General features: G+C 62.6%; 26 protein-coding genes. 15 read left to right on the forward strand and 11 right to left on the reverse strand.

Annotation, left to right across the window (positions count from 1 at the left end; genetic code table 11):
• Positions 1-138: 138 nt before the first annotated feature.
• The 6 genes from nthA (at position 139) to ACR0NB_RS02195 (ending at position 4,306) form a co-directional block, all read left to right on the forward strand.
• On the forward strand, positions 139-753 hold the full coding sequence (nthA, locus tag ACR0NB_RS02170) for a nitrile hydratase subunit alpha (RefSeq protein WP_480774819.1): 615 nt from the start codon (positions 139-141) through the stop codon (positions 751-753).
• Positions 750-1,427 (forward strand): nitrile hydratase subunit beta, encoded by a 678-nt coding sequence (gene nthB / locus ACR0NB_RS02175; RefSeq protein WP_480774820.1) that lies wholly within the window; start codon positions 750-752, stop codon positions 1,425-1,427. The genes nthA and nthB overlap by 4 nt, the downstream gene beginning before the upstream one ends.
• The gene (locus tag ACR0NB_RS02180) at positions 1,424-1,750 is read left to right on the forward strand and encodes a nitrile hydratase accessory protein (protein WP_170363116.1); all 327 of its coding nucleotides are present in this window, start codon (positions 1,424-1,426) and stop codon (positions 1,748-1,750) included. The genes nthB and ACR0NB_RS02180 overlap by 4 nt, the downstream gene beginning before the upstream one ends.
• A 218-nt stretch (positions 1,751-1,968) precedes the next feature.
• Positions 1,969-3,264 carry an adenylosuccinate synthase gene (locus tag ACR0NB_RS02185; RefSeq protein ID WP_480774821.1) on the forward strand — a complete coding sequence of 432 codons (1,296 nt, stop codon included), beginning with the start codon at positions 1,969-1,971 and terminating at the stop codon, positions 3,262-3,264.
• Complete coding sequence (locus ACR0NB_RS02190; protein WP_480774822.1) at positions 3,264-3,506, forward strand: DUF2842 domain-containing protein; 243 nt, start codon at positions 3,264-3,266, stop codon at positions 3,504-3,506. Before ACR0NB_RS02185 ends, ACR0NB_RS02190 begins: the two co-directional genes overlap by 1 nt.
• Before the next feature lie 86 nt (positions 3,507-3,592).
• On the forward strand, positions 3,593-4,306 hold the full coding sequence (locus tag ACR0NB_RS02195; RefSeq protein ID WP_480774823.1) for a porin family protein: 714 nt from the start codon (positions 3,593-3,595) through the stop codon (positions 4,304-4,306).
• 69 nt (positions 4,307-4,375) lie between these two features.
• Here the strand turns inward: ACR0NB_RS02195 and ACR0NB_RS02200 are convergent, their stop codons facing one another.
• Positions 4,376-6,139 (reverse strand): hypothetical protein, encoded by a 1,764-nt coding sequence (locus ACR0NB_RS02200; RefSeq protein ID WP_480774824.1) that lies wholly within the window; start codon positions 6,137-6,139, stop codon positions 4,376-4,378.
• 124 nt (positions 6,140-6,263) lie between these two features.
• On the opposite strand from ACR0NB_RS02200, the gene ACR0NB_RS02205 reads away from it, so the two are divergent.
• The gene (locus ACR0NB_RS02205; protein WP_170455839.1) at positions 6,264-6,971 is read left to right on the forward strand and encodes a thiamine diphosphokinase; all 708 of its coding nucleotides are present in this window, start codon (positions 6,264-6,266) and stop codon (positions 6,969-6,971) included.
• On the opposite strand, the gene ACR0NB_RS02210 is transcribed toward ACR0NB_RS02205, so the two are convergent.
• Genes ACR0NB_RS02210 through ACR0NB_RS02220 form a run of 3 tightly spaced genes read right to left on the reverse strand, consistent with a single transcriptional unit; the run spans position 6,916 to position 9,691 of the window.
• Positions 6,916-7,830, reverse strand: a complete 915-nt coding sequence (locus ACR0NB_RS02210; RefSeq protein ID WP_170372224.1) for a DMT family transporter — start codon at positions 7,828-7,830, stop codon at positions 6,916-6,918. The genes ACR0NB_RS02205 and ACR0NB_RS02210 overlap by 56 nt on opposite strands.
• 45 nt (positions 7,831-7,875) lie before the next feature.
• The gene (locus tag ACR0NB_RS02215) at positions 7,876-8,385 is read right to left on the reverse strand and encodes a GFA family protein (RefSeq protein ID WP_480774825.1); all 510 of its coding nucleotides are present in this window, start codon (positions 8,383-8,385) and stop codon (positions 7,876-7,878) included.
• A complete protein-coding gene (locus ACR0NB_RS02220; RefSeq protein ID WP_480774826.1) occupies positions 8,318-9,691 on the reverse strand; it encodes an L-serine ammonia-lyase in 1,374 nt (457 codons plus the stop codon). Before ACR0NB_RS02220 ends, ACR0NB_RS02215 begins: the two co-directional genes overlap by 68 nt.
• A 242-nt stretch (positions 9,692-9,933) precedes the next feature.
• Here ACR0NB_RS02220 and rpiA point away from each other — a divergent pair, with 242 nt between their 5' ends.
• The 6 genes from rpiA to ACR0NB_RS02250 all read left to right on the forward strand — a co-directional run bounded on the left by rpiA (position 9,934) and on the right by ACR0NB_RS02250 (position 16,136).
• Positions 9,934-10,719, forward strand: a complete 786-nt coding sequence (gene rpiA, locus ACR0NB_RS02225; protein ID WP_170438000.1) for a ribose-5-phosphate isomerase RpiA — start codon at positions 9,934-9,936, stop codon at positions 10,717-10,719.
• 119 nt (positions 10,720-10,838) lie between these two features.
• On the forward strand, positions 10,839-12,197 hold the full coding sequence (gor, locus tag ACR0NB_RS02230; RefSeq protein WP_480774827.1) for a glutathione-disulfide reductase: 1,359 nt from the start codon (positions 10,839-10,841) through the stop codon (positions 12,195-12,197).
• A 72-nt stretch (positions 12,198-12,269) separates the two neighbouring features.
• Entirely contained in the window at positions 12,270-13,418 is a 1,149-nt protein-coding gene (hflK, locus tag ACR0NB_RS02235) for an FtsH protease activity modulator HflK (RefSeq protein WP_170366476.1), read from the forward strand.
• Positions 13,419-13,421: 3 nt separating this feature from the next.
• Positions 13,422-14,318 (forward strand): protease modulator HflC, encoded by an 897-nt coding sequence (hflC, locus tag ACR0NB_RS02240; protein WP_170338336.1) that lies wholly within the window; start codon positions 13,422-13,424, stop codon positions 14,316-14,318.
• Entirely contained in the window at positions 14,318-14,512 is a 195-nt protein-coding gene (locus tag ACR0NB_RS02245) for a DUF2065 domain-containing protein (RefSeq protein WP_093962522.1), read from the forward strand. Before hflC ends, ACR0NB_RS02245 begins: the two co-directional genes overlap by 1 nt.
• Positions 14,513-14,642: 130 nt before the next feature.
• Positions 14,643-16,136 carry a Do family serine endopeptidase gene (locus ACR0NB_RS02250; RefSeq protein WP_480694815.1) on the forward strand — a complete coding sequence of 498 codons (1,494 nt, stop codon included), beginning with the start codon at positions 14,643-14,645 and terminating at the stop codon, positions 16,134-16,136.
• A gap of 241 nt (positions 16,137-16,377) precedes the next feature.
• Here ACR0NB_RS02250 and ACR0NB_RS02255 read toward each other — a convergent pair whose 3' ends face one another.
• The 5 genes from ACR0NB_RS02255 to ACR0NB_RS02275 all read right to left on the reverse strand — a co-directional run bounded on the left by ACR0NB_RS02255 (position 16,378) and on the right by ACR0NB_RS02275 (position 20,627).
• Entirely contained in the window at positions 16,378-17,046 is a 669-nt protein-coding gene (locus tag ACR0NB_RS02255) for a Crp/Fnr family transcriptional regulator (RefSeq protein WP_093962520.1), read from the reverse strand.
• Between the two features lie 131 nt (positions 17,047-17,177).
• Positions 17,178-17,783 carry an inner membrane-spanning protein YciB gene (locus ACR0NB_RS02260; RefSeq protein WP_480774828.1) on the reverse strand — a complete coding sequence of 202 codons (606 nt, stop codon included), beginning with the start codon at positions 17,781-17,783 and terminating at the stop codon, positions 17,178-17,180.
• 17 nt (positions 17,784-17,800) lie between these two features.
• Entirely contained in the window at positions 17,801-18,703 is a 903-nt protein-coding gene (locus ACR0NB_RS02265) for an EamA family transporter (protein ID WP_093963009.1), read from the reverse strand.
• Positions 18,704-18,782: 79 nt separating this feature from the next.
• Entirely contained in the window at positions 18,783-19,934 is a 1,152-nt protein-coding gene (gene ftsY / locus ACR0NB_RS02270; protein WP_480774829.1) for a signal recognition particle-docking protein FtsY, read from the reverse strand.
• Positions 19,935-19,991: 57 nt separating this feature from the next.
• On the reverse strand, positions 19,992-20,627 hold the full coding sequence (locus tag ACR0NB_RS02275) for a lysoplasmalogenase (protein ID WP_170437992.1): 636 nt from the start codon (positions 20,625-20,627) through the stop codon (positions 19,992-19,994).
• A 127-nt stretch (positions 20,628-20,754) separates the two neighbouring features.
• Here ACR0NB_RS02275 and ACR0NB_RS02280 point away from each other — a divergent pair, with 127 nt between their 5' ends.
• A complete protein-coding gene (locus ACR0NB_RS02280) occupies positions 20,755-21,147 on the forward strand; it encodes a hypothetical protein (protein WP_480726027.1) in 393 nt (130 codons plus the stop codon).
• A 13-nt stretch (positions 21,148-21,160) separates the two neighbouring features.
• Here ACR0NB_RS02280 and xseA read toward each other — a convergent pair whose 3' ends face one another.
• Positions 21,161-22,654: an exodeoxyribonuclease VII large subunit gene (gene xseA / locus ACR0NB_RS02285; RefSeq protein WP_480774830.1), complete on the reverse strand. Its 1,494-nt coding sequence runs from the start codon at positions 22,652-22,654 to the stop codon at positions 21,161-21,163.
• Between the two features lie 74 nt (positions 22,655-22,728).
• Here xseA and purD point away from each other — a divergent pair, with 74 nt between their 5' ends.
• Positions 22,729-23,991: a phosphoribosylamine--glycine ligase gene (purD, locus tag ACR0NB_RS02290; protein WP_480774831.1), complete on the forward strand. Its 1,263-nt coding sequence runs from the start codon at positions 22,729-22,731 to the stop codon at positions 23,989-23,991.
• Between the two features lie 79 nt (positions 23,992-24,070).
• On the opposite strand, the gene ACR0NB_RS02295 is transcribed toward purD, so the two are convergent.
• On the reverse strand, positions 24,071-24,817 hold the full coding sequence (locus tag ACR0NB_RS02295) for an FG-GAP repeat domain-containing protein (RefSeq protein WP_480775617.1): 747 nt from the start codon (positions 24,815-24,817) through the stop codon (positions 24,071-24,073).
• Between the last annotated feature and the right edge of the window lie 21 nt (positions 24,818-24,838).

Below are 24,838 nucleotides of genomic sequence, written 5' to 3' on the forward strand. Positions count from 1 at the left end.
CGGCGTGGCGTGTATCGCCGGGTACTTAAGCAAGTTTGAGGCCGGGGGCAAGCCACGAGTTGCCATCACCGCAGGGGATTGTGCCGAACAGGCCAAATGGGGCTGGACACCCGGCGGTGCCTGGCTCAGGCTGCGGCCATGCCACATGACGACCACGACCACCCGCACGCGTTGCTGCCCCCGGACCCCGCTTTGCGCGTCAAAGCGCTTGAGACGATCCTGACCCGCAAGGGTTTGATCGATCCGGCCGCTCTGGACGAGATCATCGACACCTATCAGAACCGGATCGGTCCGCAGAACGGTGCGAAGGTTGTTGCCAAAGCTTGGTCGGACCCGGAGTTCAAACGCGCCCTGCTCGACGACGCTACGCCTTCGCTCTCTGAGATGGGGTTTTATGGCCGGCAGGGCGAACATATGGTCGTGGTCGAGAATACTCCCCAGACACACAACATGGTCGTCTGCACCTTGTGCAGCTGTTACCCATGGCCGCTGTTGGGTATCCCCCCGGGTTGGTACAAATCTGACGCATACCGCGCCCGAGCTGTGCGCGAGCCGCGCCGCGTCCTGGCTGAGTTCGGAGTTGAACTGCCCAAGGGTACCGCAGTTCGTGTCTGGGATTCGACCGCCGAAATACGGTATCTGGTCTTGCCCATGCGCCCAGAAGGCACTGACGGTCTGAGCGAAGAGGACTTGGCCGCGCTGGTCACGCGCGACAGCATGATCGGCACGGGTTTGCCGAAGGTGTCGGCATGACCCGTGTCCACGACATGGGCGGGCGGTTCGGTGACGGGCCGGTACGCCCCGAGCCTGAGGACGCGCCGGTTTTCGCAGAAGACTGGCACGCGCGGGCCCTTGCCGTGACGCTGGCTGCGGGCGCGTTGGGCCAATGGAACATCGACACTTCGCGCCATGCGCGGGAAAGGCTGTCCCCCAAGGACTATGCCCTGTACAGCTATTACGAGAAATGGATTTCGGCCCTGGCCGACCTGTTGGTCGAGACCGGGGTTCTGCGGATCGAGGATCTGCGCGGGCAGGGCGTTGACGGGCCACATCCACTCGCTCCGCGAAAGCTGCCGGCAGATGCGGTGGCCAGAGTTCTGGCCAAAGGTGGACCGGCCGATCGCCCGTCGAACATCCCTGTCGCTTTTGAGGTCGGCCAGACCGTTCGCACGCTGCGCCCTTCTGCCAATCGTCTTGTTGAAGGGGGACACACGCGGCTGCCCGCATACGGAGCGGGCGCGACCGGACGCATTTTGCGGTTTCACGGCACACATGTCTTGCCGGACTCCAGCGCGCATGGTCTGGGTGAAGCGCCCGAGCCGCTTTATGCCGTTGCTTTTCCCGCGTCGGAACTGTGGGCCAATCCCGAACACCCGGATGACGAGGTGATTCTGGATCTCTGGCAAAGCTATCTGGAACCCGCATGAGCATCTGTCCCGATCACAACGCCCCAAGTCCGGTTTTTGAGAACCCCTGGCACGCTCAGGTGTTTGCGGTGACGGTGGCGTTGAACGAAGCCGGTCGGATTTCCTGGACCGATTGGGCCGCCCGGTTCTCCGAGACTTTGCGGCGCCACGGGCTGAACCGCGAGCTGGACGGGGGCGATGACTATTTCATGGCCTGGCTCGAAACGCTCGAGTCGGTTTTGGCAGAGCAGGAAACGGCATTGCCCGAAGAAGTCCACGAAATGCGCGCAGCTTGGGAGGAGGCGTATCTGAAGACGCCTCACGGAATGCCGGTACGCCTGTAGCGCAAGTTGGCTTTCAAGGTGCTGCCCGTTCCGGGGGGTATCCCGGCATCTTTTTAGCCAAATGAACAGCGGCGCGGACTCCGTCCGGTGGCCATGATCCCCGACAACAGCATTGCGCGTCGGCGCGATTGGTGGCTGCGGCGAATTACCGGTTTCCCTGTTGCCTGCGCCCCGCTATATGAGCCGGGTTTGGTAATTCAGCGCAAAAAGGACCGGATATGGCCAATGTGGTTGTTGTCGGCGCCCAATGGGGTGACGAAGGAAAAGGCAAGATCGTCGACTGGCTCAGCGAGCGGGCAGACGTGATCGCGCGTTTTCAGGGCGGGCACAACGCCGGGCATACGCTGGTCATCGATGGTGAGGTCTACAAGCTGCATGCACTGCCGTCTGGTGTGGTGCGTGGTGGCAAGCTGAGCGTGATCGGCAACGGCGTTGTCCTGGATCCCTGGCATCTGCTGAGAGAGATCGAAACGATCCGTGCGCAAGGCGTCGAGATTACGCCTGAAACGCTGATGATCGCCGAAAACACACCCTTGATCCTACCGATCCACGGCGAGCTGGACCGCGCACGCGAGGAAGCAGCGAGCAAGGGCACCAAGATTGGCACGACCGGACGCGGGATCGGCCCGGCCTATGAAGACAAGGTCGGTCGCCGCTCGGTGCGTGTGGCCGATCTTGCGGATGAGGCGACTCTCGAGGCCCGGGTCGATAGGGCGTTGCAACACCACGACCCGCTGCGCAAGGGTTTGGGTATCGACGCCGTGGATCGTGACGCACTGATCGCCCAATTGAAGGAAATCGCGCCGCAGATCCTGCCTTTTGCGGCCCCCGTCTGGAAAGTGCTGAACGAAAAGCGCAAAGCGGGCAAGCGCATCCTGTTCGAAGGCGCTCAGGGAGCCTTGCTGGATATCGATTTCGGCACGTATCCGTTTGTGACCTCGTCGAACGTGATTGCAGGGCAAGCGGCGACGGGCGTGGGGATCGGCCCGGGCTCGATCGACTTCGTCTTGGGTATCGTCAAGGCCTATACCACTCGCGTCGGCGAGGGCCCATTCCCGACCGAACTGCACGACGCCGACGGGCAGCGACTGGGAGAGCGCGGACATGAATTCGGCACCACGACAGGCCGCAAGCGGCGCTGCGGCTGGTTTGACGCCTGCCTCGTGCGGCAAACCTGCGCCACAAGCGGCGTCAACGGCATTTCCCTGACCAAGCTCGATGTTCTGGACGGGTTCGAGACGCTGAAAATCTGTGTCGCCTACGAACTGGACGGCCAGCGTTTGGACTATTTGCCGACGGCTGCGGATCAGCAGGCGCGGTGCACACCGATCTATGAAGAACTGCCGGGCTGGAGCGAGTCCACCGAAGGCGCGCGCAGCTGGGCAGACTTGCCGGCAAACGCCATCAAATATGTCCGCCGGGTGGAAGAACTGATCGAATGCCCGGTGGCGCTGCTGTCTACCAGCCCGGAGCGGGACGACACCATCCTGGTGACCGACCCGTTTGCCGACTGATGGCAGGCGCGGACAAACCCAGCCTCAGCTACAAGGCCCGCAGGCGGTGGTCACTGGTTCTGTTGCTGGTGGGGCTGCCGCTGTACATTGTGGCGGTGGTCACCATCGTGAACTGGCTGGACCGACCATCAATCTTGGTCGAACTACTGGTCTATGTGGTTTTGGGTGTTCTGTGGGCGCTGCCATTCAAATTTGTGTTTCGTGGCGTTGGCAAAGAAGACCCGGATCAAGATGAGCAATAGACCGGACCGTTGTAAGAAACCTGCCGACGTGACAGGCTTGTCCGAAAAACAGTTTCGGTAAGCACAACTCGGCAGGTGGATCCTTGATGAAAAATGCTGTTTTGGTCACATTGACCAGCCTCTCAACCCTGAGTTCAGGCGCCGTCTGGGCTGATGATTGGGAGTTCGTCATTGCACCTTACCTCTGGGGACCGGATTTCAGAACCTCTCTGGATATTGGGCCGAACCCTCCGGTTGATGGCAGCAAATCCATCTTCGACATTCTAAACAGTGCTTTCCTGATCGCGGGCGAGGCCCGGAAAGGGCGTTGGACGATCGGAGGCGAGTTCAACTATCTGAATTTGGGCGACACCGTTTCCATCGGACCATTCAGCAACGCCGCGAGCTGGGAGCTGGACGGGATCATGACCTCGCTTGCGGGCAGCTACGCGGTGGCAGAGGACAGCCAGTCCCGGATTGAGGTGCTGGGCGGGCTGCGCCATTGGGATCTTGATCTGTCGACAACCGTGGCCGGTTTCACGGCAAGCACTGACCAAAGCTGGACAGATCCAATCGTCGGGGCGCGATACTCTCGTGCGCTGAATGAGCGGTGGAAACTTGCGGCCATGGGCAACATCGGTGGTTTTGGCTATGGGTCGAAATTCCAGTGGGAAGCCCTGGTTCAAGCCAATTGGAGCTGGACCGAGACCATCGATGTTGCAGCCGGCTACCGTCATCTGAGCGTTGATTTTGAGGACGGCCGCAACGTTGTCGACCTTATACTGACCGGCCCGTACGTGGCGTTGGCGTTCAAGTTCTGAGCTTTTACGCAAAATGCAAAAAAGGCCGGAGAGGATCTCCGGCCTGTCTTGGGCAGTTGGGGGGGCTTGTCAGCCCGCGGCGCGCTTGTCGTCGGGGCGGAAGCCGATCTGGTTCGAGGCGGCAAAGCGCCCTCCGCCGGCTTTTTCGATCTTTCCATCGCGCAGAAGCTGGCCGAACGAACGCAAGCTTTCTTCGCGGTTGAACTCATCCTGCTTGAGTGACCGCACCTTGTTCATCAGCTGCGGACGCGAGAACTGCTCCTGACCTTCGATGAAAGACAGGTAGGCCGCCGCCGCCTCCAGCAGGTCGGGCAGGGATTGTGCGCCCTGCTCCTGAGCGAAATGGGCAAAGCCGCCTTCTTCGGATGCGTCGTCGTCTTGTGCTGCGGTCACGCGGCGTGGGGTGACCGGACCGGCGTCCGCGTCCTGCGTATCGATGCGCTGCTCGGCAACCAGCTTGAGCGGCGCGGCCGTATCCGACTCGGGGCGCATGCTGGTGACATGGATTTCGGGGCGACGGGGGCTGACGACCGAGGCCAGGTCTCCACGATATTTCTGGTTTTCGTCCTCATCCGCATCGCGGGCCTTGCCGCCTTCAGCTTCGGTGGCTGCTACAGCTGTGCGCAGGTGGGAATAAGTTTCCCGCTTGTCCGAAGTGGCCGGGTCGTCCATTTGGGCGTCGGCCTTCTCCATCAGGCGCAACACGTCCGAGTCCATGTCCTGAGGCTTGTTTGCGTCGCGTTTCGAGCGCGCATCCATTTCCGCCTCGATTTCCGAGATCTCACCCAGGATGCTCTCTTCGTCTTCGGCGGTCAGGACGCCGTCTTCCGCGAGTTCAGAGACTTCCTCATCGGCATCTTCGGGCTGGTCACCCAGAATGTTGAGGATGTCGTCAGCCTCGGGCTCCGAGTCGGTGTCCTCTTCAAGATCCGCGAAGAGAATCTCGGACGAGCCTTCTTCATCACTGGCGGCCTGGTCGTCTTCGGACGTTTCTTCCGCCGCGGCTTCCTCAGCCTCTTCCAGATCAGCTTCAACTTCCGGAGCATCCTCGGCAGCTTCATCAGCCTCCGCTTCAACTTCAGCCTCCGCTTCAACTTCCGGTGCTGCCGGGAATTCTTCTGCCGCTTCGAATTCGACCGCGGCCTGAGGTTCTTCCTCGGCCAGGTCGACAAACGGGTCCGTGGGCTGTTGTGTGGCTTCTACCGGAGCATCTTCAGCATCTTCCTGCGTCAACTCTTCGGTTGCATCCAAATCGTCGGGGCTGAGCGCTCCGGCTTCGAATGCGGCCGAGATGGCGTCAATCTGGGGCTCGGGCGACGCTAGAAAACCGCTGTCTTCGTCTTCGCTGTAGGCGGGGGGCGTCTGGTCATTGTGCGAGACGACCGCGCGGATGCGCTGCAGCTTGGCGGCGATGCTGTCGGCGCCTTGGGGGGCTGCGGATTCGACCTGCTCGGCATCGGCAAAGAATGCGGCAGCACCAGCCGCCGGTGCCGTGTCGACCACGCTCAGATCAGGGCTGGCGGGCGCCGGTGTGCTGGCTGCGGGTGCGGTTTGTTGCGGGGCCGCATCATGGGCTTCATCCGTGGCGCGCAGCAGCAGTCCGGTGTCGTTCTGCTTGGCTTCCACACGGCGCGAAGCGTCACGCTGAGCGATACGGGTCAACATTTCTGCGTCTGGTTGCGGAGGCTCGGAGCCGAAATACCTGTCATCCGCAGCAAGATCGCGGAAGTATTCGGCAATCGCCTTCATCGTCTCAAAGGAATCGTCAAAGCCTTCCAAAGTGCATGAGAAGGTTCCGTAGGAAACGGTCAATACCTTGTTGTTCTGTACCATCAGACGCACGTCCTCTACAAACTACACAGAGCCAACCCGCGCGACGCTGGGCGCGTCTGTCAGCTCGAACCTGTTCTAAAGAACCTACCATTTTGTGGTCTCAATGTGTCCAAAAGCGGGAAAAATGGTCAATCTTGGAAAAAACGGCGAAATTGTTCATTCCAAAAGACCAATTGCCCTGTTCGGCGGAGGGGAAATCGGCCCCGATGACCTGAATCTGGCGCTGAATCGCGTCAATGGCGCTGTAGCTGCGGATGGCGGGGCCGCCGCGTTGATCGAATCGGGGCGCGTTCCGGATGCGGTAATAGGCGACTTCGATTCGTTGGAACGCGCCTATCTTGCACGGATACCAGAGGACCGTTTGTTTCCGATCCGGGAACAGGACAGCACTGATTTCGACAAGGCCTTACGCAATATCCGCGCGCCGCTGGTCTTGGGCGTCGGGTTTCTCGGAGGTCGGCTGGACCACCAACTGGCGGTGCTCAATACGCTGGTTTGCCACCAAGACAGGCCGTGCGTCCTGCTGGGCGCACGCGAAGTGGTCTTTCACGCCCCGCCCAGCGTATCACTGTCTCTCACGCCGGGCGACACAGTGTCATTGTTTCCATTTCAGCGTGTAACCGGACGCAGTTCGGGGTTGGAGTGGCCGATCGACGGTCTGGTGCTTGAGCCGGACGGGCGAGTCGGAACATCGAACCGTGCGCTGGCTCAGGTTACCCTCGAGGTCGACGGACCCGGGTTGCTGGTCATGGTGCCGCGCGACGCTCTTGATGCTGTCATGCGGGCGTTTGCGTCGGCGCAGACCGGGCGCTGGCCCGCTCGCGCAGGATGACATAAAGCCCGGCCGCGATCGTGATGGCGATCCCCAGGGCCGCCAGGCCGTTTGGCAGATCGTGAAAGATGAGCCAGCCGATCAACGTCGCCACCGGAATCTCCAGATATTGCATCGGCGCCAGCGTTGCCGAAGGCGCGAACCGAAGCGCCCATGTCATCAGCAGATGTGCCACGGTTCCCAGAACACCGATCGCCAACAGCAACCAATGAGCGTTGTCTTGCGGCAGGGTCAATGCCAGATCCGGAAGACCTGTCAGGGCCCCGATCGCAAGCACTGGAGCCAGGACCGCGGTGGCCAGCAGCCCTGACACAGCCTGCAGGGCAATTGGATCGGTTTCTTTGGCAATCTGCCGGGTCACCAGCATGAACAGGGCAAAGACGACAGCCACGATCAGCGGCAAAAGGGCCGGAGCACCAACCTCGGCAAAGCTGGGTTGGATGACCAGCAACGTGCCAGCAAAACCGACAATGCAGGCGATCAGACGACGATGCCCGACTTCTTCACCCAGCACATACTTGCCCAGCAGCAGCATGATGAATGGCATGACAAAGGCGATGGCGACGGCATCGGCCAGCGGCAGATATTGCAGCGCACTGAACATCGCGGCTATTCCGACAATGTGCAGTAGAGTGCGCAGCACGGTCAGCCGCAGCACGCGCCCGCGCATTCGCCAGGTCCGACCCGTCAGCGCCACCAGCGGGATCAGGATGGCCGCCTGCACCGCAAAACGCACCAGCACAAGAACGCCAAGCGGAGTGGTTTCTCCCAACAGCTTGGCCAAGGCATCGCCCAGCGGTGCGAGCACGCAGAAACCAAGCATCAAAACGATGCCGAAGACGGGACGATCCTGTGTCATGGGCGCGACGCTAGACGTTTCCCGAAGAATGGGAAAGGCCCGTCGTCAGTCCTCGGGCAAAGGCTGAACCTTTGTGTAGTCCGGACCGATGCAAGTGGGCAGCCCGTCACCCAGTTCGAGCCACGTCAGTTTCTCTTCATAGGCGACATGCAGCGTTGGCCGCAGGGCTTCGGGGTTCTCCAGTGTCGCTACATAAAGGTGCAAAACGTTGGACATCGTAGTGGATCGGAACGAGATCGGCGTTCCGCAATGCGGGCAAAAGCTGCGCTCGACACCGGGAGAAGAATTGAACCGCTTCGGTTCCTTTCCGGTCCAACGCCACTGACCGTCGCGCACCCCAAAATATGTGGTCATCGGCGCGGCACACTGGCGGCGGCAGCTATCACAATGGCAGGAAACACAAGACAGGACCGGAGGGTCGACCTCGAACCCGATTCTGCCGCACAGGCAATGTCCGCGCATTGAGCTGCCCTCCCGGTTTGATCCCTCAGCAGTTTGGCACGTTGACGGCCAGTCCGCCCAGTGAGGTTTCCTTGTACTTTTCGTGCATGTCATGGCCGGTCTGGCGCATGGTCTCGATCACCGCATCCAGCGGCACGAAATGCTGCCCGTCCCCGCGCAGGGCCAGCGACGCCGCCGAAACCGCCTTGATCGCGCCCAGCCCGTTGCGCTCGATGCAAGGAACCTGCACCAGCCCGGCGACCGGGTCGCAGGTCATGCCCAAATGATGTTCCAGTGCGATCTCGGCGGCGTTTTCCACTTGTTCTGGTGTGCCGCCCATCACTGCGCAAAGACCCGCCGCGGCCATTGCGGCCGCGCTGCCGACCTCGGCCTGACAGCCGGCTTCGGCGCCTGAGATCGAGGCGTTGTACTTCACCAACCCACCAATCGCGGCGGCGGTCAGCAGGAAATCCTCGATATGGCTTTCCGATGCGCCGGGAACGTGGTCGAGGTAATAGCGCAGCACCGCCGGCAGTACGCCCGCAGCGCCGTTGGTGGGGGCGGTGACGACCTGACCGCCGGCGGCGTTTTCCTCGTTCACCGCCATCGCATAGACGCTCATCCAGTCGTTGATCGTGTGCGGCGCGTTCAGGTTCATGCCGCGCTCGGCCATCAGTGCATCGTGGATCGCCTTGGCCCGGCGCCGCACCTTGAGGCCGCCGGGCAGGATGCCTTCGGTGCGCAATCCGCGCTCGATACAGGAGTTCATCACCTCCCACAGTCGAGCGGTGCCCTTCGCGAAACTGTCGGCGCAACCACGCGCGATCTCGTTGGCGCGTTTCATCTCGGCGATGGTCTTGCCGCTGCTGCGCGCCATTTCCAGCATTTCGGCGGCGGTCTTGAACGGGAAGGGCACGGGCGGGCCGTCATTGGTGTCCTTGCCTTCGGCCAGTTCGTCTTCGGTCAGGACAAAGCCGCCGCCGACCGAGTAATAGACCTGCCGCAAGATCACGTCGCCCTGGGCGTCGGTGGCCATAAGGATCATGCCGTTGGCGTGGCCGGGAAGGGTGTTGTCGTAGTCGAAGACCAGATCGGCCTTTGGATCGAACTGAAGGGTCGACAGACCCTCGGGTGTGACAGTGCCGGTTTCGGCAATTGCAGCCAATGCCGCTTCGGCACGGTCGTGGTCATAGCTGTCGGGGACAAACCCAGCCAGCCCAAGGATCGTGGCGCGGTCCGTGGCGTGGCCGACGCCGGTGAAGGCCAACGATCCATGCAGCGAAGCGCGCAAGCCGGCAAATTCGAACGGCGAAGCGCGCATCAGATCGAGGAACCGCGCGGCCGCCACCATCGGCCCCATCGTGTGGGACGAGGATGGGCCAACGCCCACTTTGAACATATCGAAGACGGATAGAAACATGTCTGGTCGCGGAGCCTTGTGGCGAGTTGGCGGCCGGGCCGATTTGAACCGCCCGAACCGCTGGGAATCTGTATGCGCTTTATTTACACAACCGAGCCGAGCACTGAAGATTTGATTGCGACGTTTCCGATGGGAAACGCGTATTCATGTATCGATTATTGCGCCTGTCCCGCGGATTTTGGGCCTCGCAGTCGGGCAGGGCTTTCCGTATAAGTTCCCCAAAGAACTGAGGGGAAGCCGCAATGACAGCAGAGTTGTCACCCATCGACCGGGCCAAGAGTGTCGCCGCCTATCGCGCGGCCGAGATGGTCGAAGACGGGATGCGCGTGGGTCTGGGCACCGGTTCGACCGCGGCATGGTTGGTGCGTCGTCTGGGAGAGCGGGTGCGGGACGAAGGTCTGCGGATAAAAGGCGTTCCGACGTCGACGGCTACGGCGCAGCTTGCGCGCGAGGTCGGGATCGAGGTTGTTTCGCTGGATCAGGCGGGTTGGCTGGACGTGACGATCGATGGCGCCGACGAGTTCGACGGCGAGCTGAACCTGATCAAGGGCGGCGGCGCGGCATTGCTGCAGGAAAAGATCGTGGCCACGGCCAGCGACCAGATGATCGTGATCGCCGATGCAGGGAAAGAGGTCGAGGCGCTGGGCGCGTTCCCGCTGCCGGTCGAGGTCATTCCCTTTGGCTGGCAGACCACGCGCACCCTGATCGAGGAGTTGCTGGACACGATGGACGTGCTGGGCACGTCGGCGACCCTGCGGATGAACAGCGAGGCGCCGACCGTGACGGATGAGGGCAATCACATACTCGACCTGCACCTGCAACGCATCGGCAACCCGAGGCAACTTGCACTGGTGCTGAACCAGATACCGGGGGTGGTCGAAAACGGGCTGTTCATCGACATCTGCGACAAGGTCGTGATCGGCCACGGCGACGGCCGGGTCGAGCTGCGCGATTTCAACAGCGGTACGATCGAGCTGGATCGGTTGGGCGACGAACACGACAACCTGTTTTCGGACCTGGCCGACTGAGCCAACCGCGCACCCGGCTTCACAGCGGTGTGCGATTTCCGGGCCAAGGGGTTGGCACGATCATTCACGCCCCCAAATACTCAGGGCAATTTCAGGCAGGCTGACAAAAGGAACGCGGCATGAGCTTTGACTATGATCTTTTCGTCATTGGAGGCGGCTCGGGCGGTGTCCGCGCGGCGCGTGTGGCGGCGGGCGAAAACGGCGCGAAGGTCGCGCTGGCCGAAGAGGACCGCTATGGCGGAACCTGCGTGATCCGTGGCTGCGTTCCCAAAAAGCTGATGGTGTTTGCCAGCGAATACGCGGGAATGGTCGAGGACGCTCGTGCCTATGGTTGGGATATTCAGCCGGGCGCTTTCGACTGGCCGCAGTTCCGCGGCAAGCTGCATGCCGAACTCGACCGACTGGAAGGCATCTATCGCAATATCCTCAAGAACAACGGTGTCGAAACCTTTGACCAGCGTGCGAAACTGGTCGACACGCATACGGTTGAACTGGCCGCCGGCACTCGCAAGACGGCCAAGCACATCCTGATCGCCACCGGCGGGCGACCGGTGGTGCCGGAATTCCCCGGTTCAGATCTGGCCATCACCTCGAATGAAATCTTCCACCTTGAGAAGCTGCCCGAGACCATGCTGATCGTCGGCGGCGGCTATATCGCCTGCGAATTCGCAGGGATCATGAACGGCATGGGCGTCAAGACCACTCAGTTCTATCGCGGCGCGCAAATCCTGCGGGGTTTCGACGACGAGGCGCGCGGGCTGATCTGCGAAGAGATGTGCCAAAACGGGATCGACGTGCATCTGGGCACCAATGTGCTCGAGATGAAAAAACAGGGTGACAAGATCTGGGTCAAGGCGACCAACGGGTCTGAACAGCTGTTCGATGTGGTGATGTATGCCACGGGCCGGGCGCCAAATGCGGATGATCTGGGCCTTGAGGCGCTGGGCGTCGAACGTGGCCGCAAAGGGCAGATTGTCGTGGACGAATACAGCCAGACCGCGGTGCCTTCGATCTATGCCATCGGGGACGTGACCGACCGGGTAAACCTGACGCCGGTCGCCATCCGCGAGGGCATGGCTTTTGTCGAGACCGTATTCAAGGGCAACCCCACCCCGGTGGATCATGAGCTGATCCCGACCGCGATCTTCACCCAGCCCGAGATGGGAACCGTGGGCCTGAGCGAGGAGCAGGCCGCCGAGCAGGAGCCGATCGAGGTCTACGCGACCTCGTTCAAGCCGATGCAGAAGGCGTTCGCGGGCGGCACGCAACGGGTGTTGATGAAGCTGATCGTCAGCCAGGCCACCCGCAAGGTGCTGGGCTGTCACATTGTCGCCCCCGGCGCGGGCGAAATGATCCAGTTGGCGGGCATCGCGGTCAAAATGGGCGCGACAAAGGAAGATTTCGATCGCACGGTTGCGGTTCATCCGGTGATGGCCGAAGAACTGGTAACCATGCGGCAACCCGTGCGTACCGCTTGATTTGCAAGCGCGCGCACACAGGTTACAAGTGATCCCGTAAGCACACGGGCCAAAACAAGGGAAATGAAACACATGGCGGGCAACAGCGGAGGCCCCTGGGGGGGCGGAGGCTCATCCGGTGGCGGAGGAAACCGGGGAAACAATGGGGACGGGCGACGCCCGCCCGAAGGCGACGGGCCGCAGATCCCCGAGATCGACGAGTTGATGAAAAAAGGCCAGGAGCAGCTGCGCGTGCTGATGGGCGGGCGCGGCGGCGGTGGCCGAGGCAGCAACGGATCCGGTCAGGGCGGCGGTGGCGGCCCTGCGATTACCAAGGGCACCATCCTGCTGGGCGGGGTTGCCGCTCTGGTTCTGTGGGGCTTTGCCAGCGCCTATACGGTCAAGCCCGAAGAGCAGTCGGTTGAGCTGCTGTTCGGTCGCTTTACCGGAATCGGCACCGAAGGTCTGAACTTTGCCCCGTGGCCTGTCGTCACGGCCGAAGTCATCCCGGTGAAGGTCGAGCAGACCGAAACCATCGGATCGGGCGGGCGCGGTTCGGACGCCGGGCTGATGCTGACGGGCGACGAAAATATCGTCGATATCGATTTCCAGGTGGTCTGGAATATCTCGAATCCTGCGGACTACCTGTTCAACCTGCGCGACCCGAAACAAACTATCCAGGCCGTGTCTGAGTCGGCCATGCGCGAGATCATCGCGCAGTCGGACCTCGCGCCGATCCTGAACCGCGACCGTGCTATCATCGCCGAACGGCTTGAGGAACTGATCCAGTCGACTCTGGACAGCTACAACTCGGGTATCAACATCGTCCGTGTGAACTTTGACGGCGCCGACCCACCGGAACCGGTAAAGGATGCCTTCCGCGAGGTTCAGTCGGCTGGACAGGAACGCGACCGGCTGGAGAAGCAGGCCGATGCCTATGCGAACCGGGTTTTGGCCGGCGCGCGTGGTGAAGCCGCGCAGGTGCTGGAAGAGGCCGAAGGCTATCGGGCACAGGTCGTGAACGAAGCTCAGGGTGAGGCCAGCCGGTTTGGCGCGGTTCTCGAAGAATACTCGAAAGCTCCGGATGTGACCCGCAAACGTCTGTACCTTGAACGGATGGAGCAGGTTCTGGGCGACGTGGACAAGATCATCTTGGATGACAGCGCAACAGGCCAGGGGCAGGGCGTCGTGCCTTATCTGCCGCTGAACGAACTGCGCCGCAACTCGGGTGAGGGGAACTAAGACATGCGTAAATCAACCTTTCTCCTACCTGCCATTTTCGTGGTTATTGTGATCGCCCTCTCAGCGATCTTCATCGTGGACGAGCGTGAAAAAGCGCTGGTTCTGCAATTCGGTCGCGTGATCGACGTCAAGGAAGACCCGGGCCTGGCCTTCAAAATTCCGGTCATTCAGGAGGTCGTGCGCTACGATGACCGTATTCTAAGCCGCGAGGTCGGGCCGCTGGAAGTCACGCCGCTGGATGACCGCCGCCTGGTGGTCGACGCCTTCGCGCGCTATCGGATCACCGATGTGCGGCAGTTCCGTGAGGCCGTGGGTGCCGGTGGCATCGACACAGCGGAGCAGCGTCTGGATTCGATCCTGCGCGCCAAAACCCGCGAGGTTCTGGGTTCGGTAAGCTCGAATGACATTCTCAGCTCGGACCGGGCGGCGCTGATGCTGCGCATTCGCAACGGCGCGATCGCCGAGGCCCGCGATCTGGGCCTTGAGGTGATCGACGTTCGCCTGAAACGTACCGACCTGCCGCAGGCCAACCTCGAAGCGACCTTTGCCCGGATGCGCGCCGAGCGCGAACGTGAGGCGGCCGACGAAGTGGCGCGCGGTGAAGAAGCTGCACAGCGGATCCGTGCCCAGGCTGACCGGACCGTGGTCGAACTGGTCTCCGAGGCCCGCCGTGAGGCGGAGATCGTTCGCGGTGAGGCTGATGCCGAACGGAACGCGATCTTTGCGGAAGCTTATGGCAAGGACCCGGAGTTCTTCGAGTTCTACCGCTCGCTTTCGGCCTATGAGAACGCTCTGAAAGGCGGCAACAGCTCGCTGGTGCTCAGCCCGGATTCCGAGTTCTTCAACTACCTCGGATCTCCACAAGGCCGTTCGGCGCCCGCCGCGCCGGCCTCCCAGTAATGGGTATGATCCTGCTGGCCTTCGGGCTGGTGTTGATTGTCGAGGGGCTGGCCTATGCGCTGGCCCCTTCGCTTGTCGAGCGGATGCTTGAGGCGTTGCGCAGCATCCCCGAACCGGCCCGCAGACTGGTCGGACTTCTGTGTGTGGTCAGTGGCTTCGTCCTGTTGTGGACGGCCAATCGGCTGGGGTTTTGATCGGTTGAAGTAAACTGGCAGTGAATTCCTCAACTTCCCGAGTTGCGGGCGGTCACAAACTGACTACATTGTTTCCCAGCAAGCTGCTCAGGCAGCCACCAACAGAACAATGTCGACAAGGAGAGACCAAGTGCAGGCAGTAGCACGCAGTGTATCCGTCCGCCGGGACGATGTGGTGACGATGGCGCGGCTTTTGTGGCTGGCCTTTGCCGCGGTTTCCCTTTTGTTGCTCCAGACGTTGGCTGCACAGGCCCGTCAGGAAAGCCTGGCGCCGCTGGTCAACCGGATCAGCCCGGCCGTGGTCAACATCACCACGACGACCCTGATCGAGGGGCAGTCGGGCGCGCAGGGGATCGTTCCCGAAGGGTCCCCCTTCGAGGACTTTTTCCGCGAGTTCCAGGACCGCAATGGCGACCAGGACAATCGCCCGCGCCGCAGCAATGCCTTGGGATCGGGGTTCGTGATTTCCGAGGATGGCTACATCGTCACCAACAATCACGTCATCGCAGAGGCGGATGAAATTCTGATCGAGTTCTTCCCCGGCGATGGTCAGCCGGTAAAAGAGCTGCCGGCCAAGGTCATCGGAACGGATGAGAAAACGGACATTGCGTTGCTCAAGGTCGAGGCGTCGGGTCCGCTGAAATACGTCACTTTCGGCGACAGCGACACAGCGCTTGTGGGGGACTGGGTGGTTGCCATGGGTAACCCGCTGGGCCAGGGCTTCTCGGTGTCGGCTGGGATCGTGTCGGCGCGTAATCGCGAGCTCAGCGGTTCCTATGACGACTATATCCAGACGGATGCGGCCATCAACCGAGGCAACTCGGGCGGTCCTCTCTTCAACATGGACGGTCAGGTCATCGGTGTGAACACCGCTATCTTGTCGCCGAATGGCGGGTCGATCGGCATCGGGTTCTCGATGGCGTCGAACGTGGTGTCCAAGGTTGTCGATCAGTTGCGGGAATTCGGCGAAACCCGCCGCGGCTGGCTGGGTGTCCGCATTCAGGATGTGACCGAGGATATGGCCGAGGCGATGGGCCTCGACAAGCCGGGCGGTGCTCTGATCAGCGATGTGCCGGACGGCCCTGCCAAAGAGGCGGGTCTGCTCGCAGGCGATGTGATTCTCAGCTTTGATGGTGTTGAGGTGAAGGACACGCGCGGATTGGTGCGGCAGGTCGGTGAGACGCCGGTCGGCAAGTCCGTGCGCGTGGTCGTTCAGCGGGACGGCAGCACTCAGACCGTGCTTGTCACTCTGGGGCGTCGCGAGGATGCCGAGCGTGCGGAAACCGGCGATGATGATGGTGCGGAAGAGGCGCCGCTGGACGAGAATGCCGACATCCTTGGCCTGACGATTTCGCCTCTGACCGACGCGTTGCGCGAGGATCTGGGTCTGGACGCGGACGCGGATGGTCTGGTTGTGACGGATGTGGATGAAGCCTCCGAAGCCTACGCCAAAGGCCTGCGGGCAGGCGACCTGATCACCGAGGCTGGTCAGCAGAAAGTGTCGTCGATCTCCGATCTCGAGGATCGGATGGACGAGGCTCGGGAGGCGGGGCGCAAGTCGCTGCTGCTGCTGGTGCGCCGCGGTGGCGATCCGCGCTTCGTCGCGCTGAGCCTCGAAGAGTAGGACAGCCAGTTTGGTCAACATGATCGGCCGGGGCAGATGCTCCGGCCGATTTTCGTTTTGGCTGCGCAAATCAAAAGAGCCACACGCCGGGGAGGCGCGTGGCTCTGGTGCAGGGAGATGCCAGTGGACAGATATCGGGGATGATACTCTGGCACCCTACGGTAACAATTCATTACCTAATGGAAGCGAATCCCGTTGTATGTGAAGCGGATCACATCCGGGCCATTTTCCGGGCAGCAGGTCAGATCAGATCGGATTCGGCGAGTTGGCGCAGGGCGTCAAAGTCGTGGATCTGCAGCCCACCGCGCGAAGCCTCGACCACGTTCGACCGCTTCCACGTCGAGATCGTCTTGGATACCGCCTCGCGCGTTGCGCCGACAAATTCCGCAAGCTCGCTCTGCGACAGGGCAATGCGTTCGGACGGCGCGTCCTGCTGGTTGGCCAGAAGCAGAAGCTTTCGCGCAAGTCGCACAGGCATCGGCAGGAACACCTGCTCGTTCAACTGCGCCCCCATCCAGCGCATGCGCAGTCCGGCCAGCCGGATCATGTCCTCGGCCAGTTCGGGGTGCTTGCGGATTTGTTCCATCAGATCCTTGCGGCGCACGCGCAGTACACGCGACGGCTCGGCTGCGGTGATGGTGGCGGTGCGCGGGCCGCTGTCGAAGAGGGCGATTTCGCCGAACACTTCTCCCGGGCGCATCAGGCTGAGCGCCAACTTGCGCCCACTCATGGCCAGGAAGGACACCTCCAAAGCGCCTTCCAGCAAAGCGTAGAGGGCGTCACCCTCGTCGCCTTGTTCGAACAAGACCTCGCCGCGGTCCAGCGAGACAGAAGTGGCTAGCGCAGTGAGCATATCACGAAGCCGGTCTGAAGCTTCGGACAGGAACCCGCTGTTCGGAAAGGCGGTCATGGAAGACACGGTTCTCCGGATGAGTGGTGTGGGTGGTTTCCCAGCTTTCCACAGCTTTGGAGCTTAGCCAAGGATTTTATCCGGTTTTCCGAAGGTTTCCCCAAGGTTCGCCGGCCCGTGTCAGGGACGCATTACTGCTTGTCCGGATCGTCCATATAGCTTTGCAGGGTGCTGAATTGCAGCATCAGGAACCCCATCAAGGCGATCGGGAAGCCAAAGGTTTCGATCTTGACCCACAGATCGGTGGACAGGGTGCGCCAGACCAGTTCATTGGCCACGGCCAGCACGGCGAAACAGGCGCACAGGCGGCGCGTCAGGATCATCCAGCCCTCGTGGCGCATGGGCAGCATCTCGTCCAGAACATAGGCGAGGTAGGATTTTCCCTGCAGCAGGCCGATGCCCAGCATCAGCGAGAAGAACCCGTAGACCAGCGTGGTTTTCATCTTGAAGAACCGCTCGTCGTTGAACCAGGCGGTCAGGCCACCGAAGAAGATGACCATGATGGCGGTGAAGATCTGCATCCGGCTGAGCTTGCCGGTCAGATACCACAGGACGCCCATCGCCCCCAGCATCAGCGGAACGAAAATGATGGTGGCCACGATGAAGCCGGAATATTCGGTGCCGCCGATCAGAAAGCTGTCGTCGCGCAGGCGCAGGTAGATGAAGAAGAAGGCCAGCGGTGGTCCCAGTTCCAGCACCTGTTTCAGAAACGGATTGATCTCTTTCTTGTCTGCCATGCCTGTCGTCCTGCTGTTCACCCGCCCATTTCAACTATTACCGCGCCCAATGCAATCAATGCCATCAGGATTATGCGCCGAGGCCCCACGGTCTCTTTCAGGGCCAGCCAGCCGATCAGGGCGGCAAAGACGGTCGAGGTTTCGCGCAGCACCGCGGCTTCGCCGACCTTGTCCAGCCGGGTGGCCAGCATGATCGCTCCGAAAGACATGGGGGCGATCAGCCCGCCTGCAAGCCCCCGCAGCATCAACGGCCCGATTGCCGGACGGTGAACCATCGCCCGCCAGCGCAGGAAGGCGTAGATCGGCATTGTCGCCCCGTCGATCATGAAGAACCAGGCCAGAAAGGTGAACGGATCGGCCGTGGCGCGGATGCCGTAGGCGTCATACGTGGTGTAGAGCGCCACGAAGAGGCCGGTTGCAACCGCAAGGGCCAATGCGATGCCTAAAGTCTCGCGGTTGGTTTCCAGGAAGCGGAAATTGTAGGCGGCCAGCCCGAAGATGCCGGTCAGCAGCACGGCAACGCCCAGCCATTGGGTGGGCGAGAAGGTTTCGTTGAACAGAAGATAGGCGCCGATGACGGTGAACAGCGGGCCGGTGCCACGCACCACCGGGTAAACCACGGTGTAGGACCCCTTGGTATAGGCCATCGCCTGCAGCGTCTTGTAGGCGACATGGATCAGCCAGACCACGGCAAATATCGGCCACATGAAAGGTTCGGGCCAGGGCACGACGAAGAACGCAAAGGGCGCGGCCATCAGGCAATAGCAGGCGTCGATCGCGCCGCGCGACAGCCAGGGGTCGTGCCGACCCTTCTGCAGCGCGCCGAACACCGCATGCAGAAAGGCCGCCATCAGGGCGAGGCCAAGGGCCAGCCTGTGCCCGGCCTCGGTGCCTTCGAGGGAGATCAGCCAGTCGCTCACTCTGCGGGTCTTTCGCTGGTGGAGAGGCTGGGGGTTTTCCACCCCCAGACTCCCGAGGATATTTGGGGCCAGATGAAGGTCAGTTGCTGTCGAGGCCGGTCAGGGCGGCGGCGAATTCCTCGGGGTCGAATGGGGCGAGATCGTCGATCTGTTCGCCGACGCCGATTGCGTGGATCGGCAGGCCGAACTTGTCGGCCAGCGCCACAAGCACGCCGCCCTTGGCGGTGCCGTCGAGCTTGGTCATCACGAGGCCCGAGACATCGGCCAGCTTGCGGAAGGTTTCCACCTGGCTGAGCGCGTTCTGGCCGGTGGTGGCGTCTAGCACCAGCAGGGTGTTGTGGGGCGCGGTTTCGTCGATCTTGCGGATGACGCGGACGATCTTGGCCAGTTCTTCCATCAGGTCGGCGCGGTTCTGCAGGCGGCCGGCTGTGTCGATCATCAGCAGGTCGGCGCCTTCAGCTTGCGCCTTGGTCAGGGCGTCGAAAGCCAGCGAGGCGGGGTCGGAGCCTTCGGGCGCGGTCAGGACCGGCACACCGGCGCGGTCGCCCCAGACCTGCAGCTGTTCCACGGCGGCGGCGCGGAAAGTGTCGCCCGCGGCGATGACCACCTTCTTGCCCGCGGCCTTGAACTGGCTGGCCAGCTTTCCGATCGTCGTGGTCTTGCCCGAGCCGTTGACGCCCACCACCAGCACCACCTGCGGGCGCTTGGGGTAGAGGGGCATCGGTTTGGCAACCGGCTCCATTACGCGGGCGATTTCCTGCGCCAGCAGTTGCTTGATTTCCTGGGTCGAGAGTTTGCGGCCATAGCGCCCCTCGGCCATGTTGGCGGTCACGCGCAGAGCGGTGTCGACACCCATGTCCGAGGCGATCAGCAGTTCCTCGAGCTGTTCGAGCATGTCGTCGTCCAGCGCGCGGCGCACCACCGGCCCGGCATCGCCGCGACCGAAGAGACGCCCGATCAGGCCCTTGGATTGCGCCTGTTCCGGCAGTTCCGGCGGAGGCGGGGCGGGCGTTGGGTCGGCCGGCTCGGGTGACGGTGTCTCGACCGGCTGCGGTGTGGGCGCGGGTTCGGGGATTTCCGGAACGGGTTGCGGCTCGGGCTCGGGCTGGGGGATGACCGGGTCAGGGGCGGCGGTTTCTTCACCGCCGTCCTCGACGATTGCCTCAAGCCCCTGTTCGAGGCGGGACGAGGATTTGAACAGCCGGTCCTTGAGCTTGGTAAAAAACGCCATCTTGGTCTCCGCAGGTGTTCCCTTCACCTAATGCGGATTGGCGGCAGTTGCAAAGGGTCAGGTGAAGGCCAGGAAAAAGCCGAACTGCGCGCCCCAGTAGAGCGGCCAGACCAGATAGGGCGTCAGCCGCAGGGCCGGGTGGCCGGACGGCAGCAGGAACCTTTCGGTTGCCAGGATCAGGTCCGAGGCGATGAAGGCCATCGCGGCCGGCAGCGCCCATCGCAGCGCTCCGGCCTCGGGCAGGGCCAGAACGGTGATGCCCATGCCCAGAATGATCGGGATATAGGCCAGGACCGGTCCGCGCAGATCACCGGCCCGCTGGGCCAGCAGCGTGGCCATCACGATGCCCAGAATGACCAGCGTCCAGGCGTATCCGGGTTTGTCCAGGATCAGGTCGGTGTCGCTTGACGGATGGGTCAGGAACAGGGCGATGTATACCAGATGCCCGGCGGCGAACGCCCCGATGCCGGCCATGAAGGTGCCTTCGGTCTCACGCGATAGAAGGGCGTCGCCCAAGGCGCAGAGAGACAGCGCGAGGATCAGAAGCAGAGGGCCGGACTGCACCGCCGCCTCGACCGCCAGCAGGGCGACGCTGGCGGTTTTCAACGCCGTGCGTAGCAGGCTGGCCGGACGGGCCGTCAGGGCCAGGTAGGCCAGGGCACAGGCCAGCGCTGCGAGTACGAGTATCGTCATGTCCTGCCTTCCGATGGCTCCGATGCGATTCAGTGTCGCCGCGAACTGAGTTCACGCTCAACCCATAACGTTGGGGCAGGGCGTTCCAAGATTGGCGCGCGGCCGTGGCATCTGCCAGAATGAAACGATGTGGATACGTTCGTTGATTCTCGGATCTTTGCTGGCCCAGCCGGTCGTCGCGCAGACTTTGTCAGGGGCAGAATTCGATGCCTATACACGCGGCAAAACCCTGTTCTACGGCTTCGGTGGAACGACCTATGGCGTCGAACGGTATTTGCCCAACCGGCGCGTAGTCTGGTCGTTTTTGGATGGCGACTGCAAGGAGGGCATCTGGTACGAACAGAACGGCCAGATTTGCTTTGTTTACGAAGATCGCCCAGACCCGCAATGCTGGGTCTTTACCCGCTCGTCCCAGGGGTTAATCGCGCAGTTCGAGGGCAACCCAGAAGCCACCGAACTGTACGAAGCAGCCGACGTCGACGAAGATATGGTCTGTTACGGGCCCGAGGTCGGCGTGTGAACGTGTGCCTTCGTCAGAACAACGATCCTTGATCCGGGGCTGCTGGCTTGGACGGTTTCTTGGCGGTCGAGGTCGTCCCGGACAGCGGTGCGGTCTTCAGTTCTCCATCGGCAAACTCGATGGTCAGAGCAGCGTGCTTGCTGGCTTGCGCCTTTGTGGTGACCACGCCGCTTTCGGAATGCACCACGGCGTAGCCGCGTTGAAGCGTGGCTTTGTAGCTGAGCGTCTCGCGCAACCGGTCAGTCGCATCTAGTTGCTGGCGGAGCCGGTCCACCCGCAGAGTCTGCGCGGCCGTCATGCGCTGGGCCAGTTGGTTGACTCGGTCGCGCTGCTGCTGGATGTCGCGTTGGATCGGGCGGATCGACAGGCGCGAGGACAGGTTGCGCAGCGTGTCGCGCCGCGCGGCCACGAGGTTGCGCAACGTTGACGGGCGCAGGTGCCCCGACAGTTCCACCACCTGCAAGCGGCGGTTCTGCACACCGCGTTGCAACGCCGGGGCCAGACGATCGGCAATAAGGTCCAGTCGCTGGCGCGGACCGTCCAGCAGGGTCTCGGGGCGCGGCAAGGCGCGCGATAGATCGCGCAGGCGTTGCGCCCGGCGTTGTACCGCGTCGGTGGCCGCGCGGGACAGGCGCGCGCCCTGTTCGCCGGTCCAGGCCAGCAGCTCCATCCGTACCGGCACCGCCAGTTCGGCGGCGGCTGTGGGGGTCGGCGCGCGGCGGTCCGAGACATAGTCGATCAGGGTTGTGTCTGTTTCGTGCCCCACAGCCGAGATCAGCGGGATCTCGGACGCGGCGGCCGCGCGGGCCACGATTTCCTCGTTGAAACCCCACAGATCCTCGATCGAGCCACCGCCACGGGCGACGATGATCAGGTCGGGGCGGGGCAGAGCGCCGCCGGGTGTCAGGCGGTTGAAACCCTGGATGGCGTTGGCGACCTCGGTCGCGCAATTGGCGCCCTGCACGGCCACGGGCCAGATCAGCACCTTGCGTGGGAAGCGGTCGCGCAGCCGGTGCAGGATGTCGCGGATCACCGCGCCCGAGGGCGAGGTGACGACGCCGATGATATGCGGCAGGAAGGGCAGGGGTTTCTTGCGCTCGGGCGCGAACAGCCCTTCGGATTCAAGCTGTTTCTTGCGCTTTTCCAGCAGCGCCATCAGCGCGCCTTGCCCGGCTACGGCCACCTCGTCGACGTTCAGGTTGTATTTCGACTGCGCGCCAAAAGCGGTGAGGCGGCCCGTGACGACGACTTCGAGCCCCTCTTCCGGCACCACCGACAGGCCCGCGATCTGGCCTTTCCACGTGGTGCAGGCCAGCACGTTCCGGTCGTCCTTGATGTCATAGTACAAATGCCCCGAGCGCGCCTTGAACACGCGCCCGACCTCGCCCCGCACGCGGATTCGGCCAAATGTTCCTTCCAGCGTGCGTTTCACCTCGCCCGAGATCTCGGACACGGAGTATTCGGGGGTATTCTGGCCGGGAATCGGATCGTCAAGCAGGTCGGACATTTCAGCGCCTTGTTTCGATTGCCCGCGCAGCTTAGAACGCCGCGCAGGCAAGGCCAAGCAGATCGGAGACTTTCATGAACATCCTCATTCTCGGCAGCGGCGGGCGCGAACACAGCCTGGCCTGGGCGGTGATGCAGAACCCCAAATGCGACCGCCTGATCGTGGCGCCCGGCAATGCCGGGATCGCGCAGATCGCCGATTGTGCCGCGCTGGATATCGAGAATGGCGGCGCGGTGGTCGGTTTCGCCGAGGAAAACGCGATTGATTTCGTGATCATCGGCCCCGAGGCGCCCTTGGCCGCCGGGGTGGCCGACCGGCTGCGCGAGGCGGGCATCCTGGTGTTCGGTCCCTCAGCCGAGGCGGCGCGGCTGGAAGCCTCGAAGAGTTTCACCAAGGAAATCTGCGATGCGGCCGGTGCACCGACCGCCGCCTATGCCCGGTTCACCGAGGCCGAGCCCGCCAAGGCCTATATCCGTCAGCAGGGCGCGCCGATCGTGGTCAAGGCCGACGGTCTGGCCGCGGGCAAGGGCGTGATCGTGGCGATGGATGAGGCGACCGCGCTGGAGGCCGTGGACGACATGTTCGGCGGCGCTTTCGGCGGGGCCGGGGCTGAGGTGGTGATCGAGGAGTTCATGGACGGCGAAGAAGCCTCGCTGTTCGTGCTGTGCGACGGCGAGAACATCCTGTCGGTCGGCACCGCTCAGGACCACAAGCGCGTTGGCGAGGGCGATACCGGCCTGAACACCGGCGGCATGGGCGCCTATTCTCCGGCACCGGTTCTGAGTTCTGAGATTGAGGAGCGTGCGATGGAACAGATCGTGCGCCCGACTATGGCCGAGATGAAACGGCGCGGCACGCCATTTCAGGGCGTTCTCTATGCAGGGTTGATGATCAAGGATGGGCAACCGCGGCTGGTGGAATACAACGTCCGCTTTGGCGACCCGGAATGTCAGGTGCTGATGATGCGGTTGGGAGCGCAGGCGCTGGACCTGATGCATGCGGCGGCCGAGGGACGGCTGGGCGAGGTGCGGGTCAATTGGGCCGACGATCACGCCTTGACCGTAGTGATGGCCGCGCTGGGCTATCCCGGGGCGTATGAAAAAGGCAGCGTGATCAACGGGCTGGATGACTTGCCCGAGGACAGCAGCCATATGGTTTTTCACGCAGGCACCAAAGCGCAGGACGGGCAGATTGTGGCCTCAGGGGGGCGGGTTCTGAACGTGACGACGCGCGGAGCGACACTGCAGGAGGCGCGTGACAACGCTTATGCGATGGTCGAGGCCATTGACTGGCCGGGCGGCTTCTATCGCCGCGATATCGGGTGGCGGGCGCTTTGACGGTTTGAGGGCCCGTTGGAAAATGGGGGCTCGGCCGGCGGCCTCACCTTGGGATTTCTTGACCAGATGAATCCCCGGATCAGCAGTTCAGCGCGCTCATAAGGGCTTGTCGGTTTTTCAACGGGCCAAGATCCTGGGTTTGCCAGCCGCCATCGTAGCGGACGGCAATGATCCGGCGCCAATCGCCGCTGGCGACGATCAACTCAGGCTGGCGGTCGCAGGAGCGAAGCCCGCCTGAAATGAAATCCTCTCCGATCTGGTGATTGGTCAGGCCGGGGAGCGCGGCGATTTCCGTCAGTTGGCCGTCTGAGAAGCGCCAGATGCGCAGGGTCTTGGCTAGGTGGGGACGATCGACATAGGCAATTTCGATATTTCCGTCGCCGTCTAGGTCTGCCGCTCCGACCGGAGCTAGCCAGCGGAAACGGCTGCCGATATGCGGTGTCGCCGCCATGCGGCCCTGCGGGCCGTAGATGGCAAGCCGAGCGCCCCGTCGCGCGTCACTCTCCACCGCGATGACTTCTGGAAGCCCGTCGCCCGTGACGTCGATCACGCGGGGCGCGAGGTCTTCGAAGACCAGATGATCGGGCAGCGTGAAGCTGCGGTGTTTACCATCTGAAAGCGTGAGTTCAATCGAACCCCATTCGATCTGGTCACCCAGAACGCCGTGGGGATAGCGGGTGGTCGGATCCGTGTAGCGGGCGGTCGCTATGGTTTCGGCGGCCAAGGCAGGACCTGCTAGCCACAGGCATGCAGCCATCAGCGCGCCGCGCACCCGGCATGGCCAAAAGCGCACCGCCGGACGCGGCGCTTTGAAGCCGCAGCGCATGCCGCCGGACGAGCGGGGCAT

This window comes from Ruegeria sp. CG3, assembly GCF_056537205.1.